The 6,877-nt window shown below is 44.5% G+C and carries 7 protein-coding genes; all 7 read left to right on the forward strand.

Translation table 11 applies throughout. The features are described from left to right. The first annotated feature begins 157 nt into the window (after positions 1–157). Entirely contained in the window at positions 158–421 is a 264-nt protein-coding gene (locus tag B9J87_RS09725; RefSeq protein ID WP_013868220.1) for an STAS domain-containing protein, read from the forward strand. 23 nt (positions 422–444) lie between these two features. Continuing rightward, positions 445–804 (forward strand): response regulator, encoded by a 360-nt coding sequence (locus tag B9J87_RS09730; protein ID WP_088733581.1) that lies wholly within the window; start codon positions 445–447, stop codon positions 802–804. 59 nt (positions 805–863) lie between these two features. After that, positions 864–3,020 carry a chemotaxis protein CheA gene (locus tag B9J87_RS09735; protein ID WP_088733580.1) on the forward strand — a complete coding sequence of 719 codons (2,157 nt, stop codon included), beginning with the start codon at positions 864–866 and terminating at the stop codon, positions 3,018–3,020. A 21-nt stretch (positions 3,021–3,041) separates the two neighbouring features. Further along, on the forward strand, positions 3,042–3,572 hold the full coding sequence (locus B9J87_RS09740) for a chemotaxis protein CheW (protein WP_017044938.1): 531 nt from the start codon (positions 3,042–3,044) through the stop codon (positions 3,570–3,572). After that, positions 3,572–4,036 carry a chemotaxis protein CheW gene (locus B9J87_RS09745; RefSeq protein WP_017042330.1) on the forward strand — a complete coding sequence of 155 codons (465 nt, stop codon included), beginning with the start codon at positions 3,572–3,574 and terminating at the stop codon, positions 4,034–4,036. Before B9J87_RS09740 ends, B9J87_RS09745 begins: the two co-directional genes overlap by 1 nt. A 10-nt stretch (positions 4,037–4,046) precedes the next feature. Then, the gene (locus tag B9J87_RS09750; RefSeq protein WP_094150458.1) at positions 4,047–6,065 is read left to right on the forward strand and encodes a methyl-accepting chemotaxis protein; all 2,019 of its coding nucleotides are present in this window, start codon (positions 4,047–4,049) and stop codon (positions 6,063–6,065) included. Continuing rightward, positions 6,050–6,877: CheR family methyltransferase (locus B9J87_RS09755; RefSeq protein WP_094150460.1), on the forward strand; the 828-nt coding region annotated here is incomplete at its 3' end. The genes B9J87_RS09750 and B9J87_RS09755, both read left to right, overlap by 16 nt.

The following is a 6,877-nucleotide window of genomic DNA, read 5'->3' on the forward strand; positions in this document are numbered from 1 at the left end:
CTATATTAATGAGTTAACCATACGGTCCCCCTTATTGTGAGGTTTTTATTTTTGTTCCTAACGTGTTCAATCATTTGCTAAATGAGTATTCCCTCCTACACTCAAAGTCAGGTGTTCTCCTAAAAAATAGAATATAAATAGTACATAAGGATGAGATATGGATCTTTTGTTGGCGGAGTCTTTGGAAATTTCAACGGTACTAGATTCCAAAGCAAATTATCTTCAATGGCTAAGCCTAACTCCTCCTTTAACAATAGATGCATCACGAGTCAATAGCGTGGATGCTGCCGGTCTGCAACTGCTTGCTTCTTTGTTTATGACAGCAGAGCGAGCTGGAATTGAGATCACTTTAGTTAACGCAACAAACACGCTTAATGAAGGTATTGCGCTACTGGCTTTAGAAAGCTTGTTCGCAGAGTAATGAGATTTTGCAAGGAAGGGGCTATGACAAAGATCCTCGCGGTTGATGATTCGGTTTCAATTCGTCAAATGCTAAGCCATACATTGAAAGATGCAGGCTATGAAGTTGAAACTGCTATTGATGGAAGTGATGCATTACGTAAGGTACAACAAACCAAATTTGATGTTGTTATTTCGGACGTCAACATGCCAGTGATGGGTGGTTTTGAGTTAGTTAAAGCGATACGTGGTAATGCTCAATATAAGTTTATTCCTATTTTGATGCTAACCACCGAAACGAGTATGGAAAAGAAACAAGAAGGAAAACTCGCTGGAGCTACAGGATGGTTGGTTAAACCGTTCAACCCTGAGACGCTATTGAAAACACTAAAACGGGTCATATAGAACACCGTATTTTATTAAAAGCTTCATTCGTTAAACGACGTTAACTGGCAGGAAGAGCTATGGCTTTAGACATGGAACTGTTGCGCAAGATGTTTTACGAAGAGTGTCGTGAAAATCTTGAAGTGCTTGAAAATGTACTGCTTAATCTTGACCCTAATCAGGTTGAGAAAGAGACTATTAATACCATTTTTCGGGCTGCCCATTCGATTAAAGGTGGCGCTGCGACCTTTAGTTTACTGGATATCAGTGAATTTACCCACTCTGTCGAAGCGTATCTTGACCTCGTCCGTAACGAAAAATCAGCTCTCACCGCCGAGAGTGTGGACATTTTACTGAAAAGCGGTGATTGCATTCGCAATATGCTCGCGGGGCATGAGAGCCACGGTGAGGTTGATAGTGAGCTTCAGCAGAGAGTCAGCCAGTCACTGCATGCTTTACTTGCCGACAATTCAACGATTGATCATGAACTAGCAGACCATCACTCGCTTGACGCCGAAGATGAACAGACGTCATCGCTCTTAAAGGCTTCTGACAACGAGAACCACTTAGGTTGGAAAGTCGTTTTTACTCCGCATAGAGAACTTTATTTCAGTGGTAATGATCCACTTCGGTTGCTGCGAGAGCTTTATGAACTGGATGATCAGTGCAGGGCGGAAGCTCAGCTTGAGCACCTTCCCGAATTGGCGGAAATAGAGGCTGAGCTTTGTTATTTAAGCTGGACTATTTTTCTCAGTAGCCAAGTGCAAGAGAGTGATATTCGCGAAATCTTTGAATGGGTTGAAGATGAATGTGACTTAATTGTTGAACCTTTAGTACCAGAATCGACGACCCAAGATATGATCAGCGAGAGCAAGGAATCTTTGGCCGAGGCGCTACCTACGTTTCATGCGAACGCTGTTCCCCCTACCGCATCTGCAGAGCAAGTTGATCTCATAAAACCCATCGATCTCATAAAATCAATAGAGTCTACGCCCGCTGCTGCGCCCAAAGTGGCGAAAGCAGAATCCAGCGTAAGCTCTATTCGCGTCGATATTGAGAAAGTCGACAGCCTGATTAATTTGGTTGGGGAACTTGTTATCACCCAATCAATGCTGACCGAAATCGGCAACGATTTCACCATGGATAAATTAGAAAAGTTGCAAGCAGGCCTAGTTCAGCTTTTACAAAACAGTAAAGATTTACAAGAAAATGTGCTCAATATTCGCATGCTGCCGATGAGCTTTGCTTTTAGCCGCTTTCCTCGCCTTGTGCGAGACTTGTGCGGCCGACTTGAAAAAAAAGTAGAACTGAACATCATTGGCGAGCACACCGAGCTCGATAAAACCGTCCTTGAACGTATTGTTGATCCATTGGTCCATTTAGTCAGAAATGGTATTGACCACGGAATTGAGCAGCCACACATTCGCCTTGAACAAGGCAAACCAGAAATCGGCACCATTGAACTACATGCTTATCATCAAGGTGGCTCGATAGTGATCGAAGTGAAAGATGATGGCGCGGGGATAAACTGTGAAAGAATATTTCAAAAGGCGCTAGAAAAAGGTGTATTACCTAAAGATACACGGCGTGAAGATATCACCGACAAACAGATCCTTAACCTTATTTTTGCCGCAGGGTTTTCAACAGCAGAACAAGTGTCTGATATTTCAGGTCGTGGCGTCGGTATGGATGTTGTAAAACGTAATATCGAAGAGTTGGGTGGGCATATTGATGTCGAATCCACGTTAGGTAAAGGCAGCCATTTCACTATCTGTTTACCACTCACTTTAGCCATCCTCGATGGGCAATTGATCAAAGTAGGCGGGGAAGTTTACATCATCCCACTGCTCACCATTATCGAATCTATCCAAATCAACTTAGCTAATGTGAAGTATGCCGCCGGTGGGGTTGAGCTGTACCGGCTTCGTGACGAAAACATTCCTATCTTACGTCTACAAGATGAACTGGAAATGGGATCAAGTGGTGCTTTGCCCGATAGAATACTCTGCTTTGTTGAAGCCGCTGGGTGCCGCGTTGGCTTATTGATTGACGAGCTGCTAGACCAGCAGCAAGTGGTTATAAAGAGCTTGGAGTCAAATTACTGCAAAGTGGCAGGCATATCAGGAGCTACGATTTTGGGAGATGGTTCCGTTTCGCTCATTTTAGATATTCAAGGGTTAATCTCCACGTACTCGAATCGACGTTCAAGTTTATCTCCCAAGATTATTGCCGCTTAGTGAAGGTGACAGAGAAGAGCCATGGAATATGATTATTCACCAAATCATCAACAAGAGAATCAAACACAGAGTGTTTTGAATGCTGTTTATGAAGAAAGAAGCTGTGAGGCCGATTTTCTGAGTTTCCGGTTAGCGAATGAGTTGTACGGGGTAGCAATTCAAGATGTTGAAGAGATTCGAGTATGGGAGCCACCTACGCCTATTCCTCGAGCGCCTAGCTTTGTGAAAGGTGTGATTAATTTACGCGGCATGATTGTGCCTATTATCGATCTGCGTCTTCGATTTGGCATGGAGGCTTGTGGCTACTTTCCCACGACTGTGGTGTTGGTACTTCGTAGCCTGCAACAAGAGCGGCCTCGTATTATGGGCTTAGTCGTTGATGCAGTGAGTGACGTGATTGGTCAGGGAGATAATGTGCTGTTTCCTGCCGTGGGGGAAACGCCTGCCGCTGCGTATTCGCTCGGTTTGCTCAATGTTGGCGAAGAGGTCATGTCACTGCTCGATACCCAAGGGCTCCTTGATATGCACCGAATACTGAGTGAGGAACCCTGATGTCTAAACAAGAGTTTCTTAGTTTCGTGCTGGATAACGATGAGTACGCTGTGCCAATCCTTGAGGTCCGAGAAGTTCGCGGCTGGAGTGATGTGCGCTCTGTACCCAATGCACCGGATTACTTAGTTGGCTTACTCAATATTCGTGGTGAGTATGTACCGATTGTTGATCTTCGAATTCGTTTTCATCTGCCACCTGCACAGATTGGGGCCACGACAGTTGTTATCGTTTTGAATGACGCGCAACGCAATCCGCTCGGCATTATTGTCGACGGTGTTTCAGAAGTGTATGACTTAGCCGCTGAAGAGATAAAACCTGTACCAGCCTTATCCACCACGGTTGAACCACAATTTATGAAGGGAATTGCTAGTGTGGCTAACGGTCATTTGATCCTAATTAATATCGAGACCCTTTTTGATGTACCTGGGTTAAATCAGACATTCGTAGAAGACGCTATTTTGTGAGGGAATACTCATGGCATTTTGGAACCGCAAACCAGAACCAAAAAAATTTGTTGAGCAGATAGAAGATCCATTGGTCGATGAGAATGAAGGGCTCTCCAATCAGCAGCTTCTTTCTGCTCTTAATGCAGCAAAAACCGCATTGATGATGATTAACCGAGATTTTCAAATCACCTATCTCAATAAGCAGTCATTGATCCTACTCAAGCAGCATGAAGTGCTTTTTCAAAGTGTCTGGCCTGATTTTAAAGCTGAAGAATCGTCATTGATTGGCTACTGCATCGATGGTTTTCATGTCAATCCACAGCATCAACGCCAAATGTTGTCGAATCCAGCCAACTTGCCTTTCACTACCATGATTACGATTAAAGGAGTGAAGATCGAGCTTAATGTTGGCGCCATTATTGATGAAGACGGTATTTATATCGGGAACACATTAGAGTGGCGTGATGTCACTCAAGAGATTGCAAAAGAGCAAGAAATAGGCCGCTTAGCTTCGGCAGTCGAGGGGATGACAACCAACCTAATGATGGCCGATAAAGAGGGTATTATTCAATACTTAAACCCTTCATTGACCAAGTTGATGCGTACAAGAGAAAGTGAGTTGAGGACAGTATTAACAAGCTTTGACGTCAATAATCTGGTCGGACAAAATATCGATATCTTTCATAAAAACCCGGGCCATCAACGTAGCATTATTGCCAACCCTGATCGTTTGCCATTTTCATCCAACATCAAAGTGGGAGCGCTGCAATTTAATTTAACTTGTATTGCGATGCACAATCACAAAGGGGAATACATTGGCCCTGCATTGCAATGGATCGATATTACCGAACAACAAGATGGTCAATACCAAGTAGAGAGCCTCATTCAAAAAGCGATCGCAGGGCAGTTGAATGAACGAATTGATACCACCGTGTACAGCGGATTTATGCGGGAGTTGGGCGAGGGGATTAATAACTTGCTTGATACCTTAGTTTCACCGCTGGCTCAGTGTATTGACGTCATGAGCAAAGTGGCGGATGGCGATTTGAATACCAAGATGGAAGAGGGCAGCCAAGGTGAGTTTGGTCAACTGCAAAATGCGGTCAATACCTCGATTGCTAACCTGCGCGATATGGTTGAAAAAATCACCATTTCTTCTGCCAGAGTGGCTACGGCGTCAACAGAAATCGCGCAAGGCAATAATGATTTGAGCCAACGGGTGGAAGCTCAAGCATCCAATTTAGAAGAAACGGCCGCCAGTATGGAAGAGATGACAGCGACCGTGCGCCAAAATGCAGATAACGCCAAAGGTGCGAACGATCTAGCGAGTGATGCTGCCAAAAAAGCCAGTAAAGGTGGTGAAGTGGTGGGGCAAGCGATCTCGGCCATGTCGGAAATTAATCGTTCGAGTAAGAAGATTGCCGATATTATTGGAGTGATAGACGAGATAGCCTTTCAAACCAATTTATTGGCTTTGAACGCAGCGGTAGAAGCGGCAAGAGCCGGAGAACAAGGGCGTGGATTTGCTGTTGTTGCTGGAGAGGTTCGAAACCTTGCGCAGCGTAGCGCAGCAGCGGCGAAAGAGATTAAAGGGCTGATTAAAGATAGTGTTGAGAAAGTCGAAGAGGGATCGCGTTTAGTTGATGAGTCAGGAGCAACATTGAATGAGATTGTCGACGCTGTAGCAAAAGTATCTGATCTCATCGCCCAAATTGCATCATCCAGTATTGAACAATCGACGGGCATTGACGAAATCAATCGTGCAATTACAGCCATGGATGAGATGACGCAGCAAAATGCCTCTCTTGTTGAACAAACCTCTGCGGCCAGCCAATCGTTGAAAGATGAAGGGAAAGAGCTGATTAGCTTGATGAGCTATTTCACCACCGATGACAACATCAAAACGTTCGAGCCCAAAAGAACAGCCATCTCCGCCCATCAACCCAAACCCAAGGTCAAGAAAGTGGCAGGCATTAAAGCCACCAATAACGTTGCCAATTCTGGGCTCAACCTCAATGAGGATGGAGATGAATGGGAAGAGTTCTAACAGATAGCCATCCAATCATGATGAACAATGACCAAGAATTTGAACTCACCGCAAAGGATTTCAAATTCATCCAGTGGTTTATGCACAAAACGGCCGGCATTTACTTGTCGGATGCCAAGCGAGCGATGGTTTACGGTCGTTTGAGCCGTCAGATGCGTCGACGGGGGATTCAGCGTTTCTGTGATTACAAGGAGCTTATTGAGCATAATGAGCAAGAGCGGATCCACTTCATCAATGCGTTAACGACTAACAAAACCCAGTTTTTTCGCGAGTATCACCACTTTGAGTTTTTAGAAAAAGTACTGCTCGATGAGTGGCGATCACAGGGCGTGCGTCATCCTAAAATTTGGTCTGCTGGCTGCTCTAGTGGTGAAGAGCCATACAGCTTTATTGCGTCGTTATACAGCAGCGGTTTATTTGATTTCGCGGACAATGTTGATATCTACGCAACAGATTTAGACACACAGGTTTTGGCACATGCGCAAGCGGGCATTTATACCGATGAGGCTGTGGTTACTATTCCACAGCACTATCTTAAAAAGTGCTTTGTAAAAGGGCGCGGTATCAAACAGGGAAAAATAAAAATCGCCAGCCAGTTGCAACGTTTTGTCCATTTTCAGCAACTGAATTTATTATCTCCTTGGACGCTACCTAAGAATTTAGACCTCATTTCGTGCCGAAACGTGATGATCTACTTTGATAAACCCACGCAGGAGGCTTTGATCGAAAGGTTCTATGAATGGTTGAAACCGAATGGGATTTTATTTTTGGGTCATTCAGAAAGTGTGGGGCGCTGTGCTGATGTTTTTCAT

This window comes from Vibrio sp. V19_P1S1T109 (genome assembly GCF_002241375.1).
Lineage (GTDB): Bacteria > Pseudomonadota > Gammaproteobacteria > Enterobacterales > Vibrionaceae > Vibrio > Vibrio anguillarum.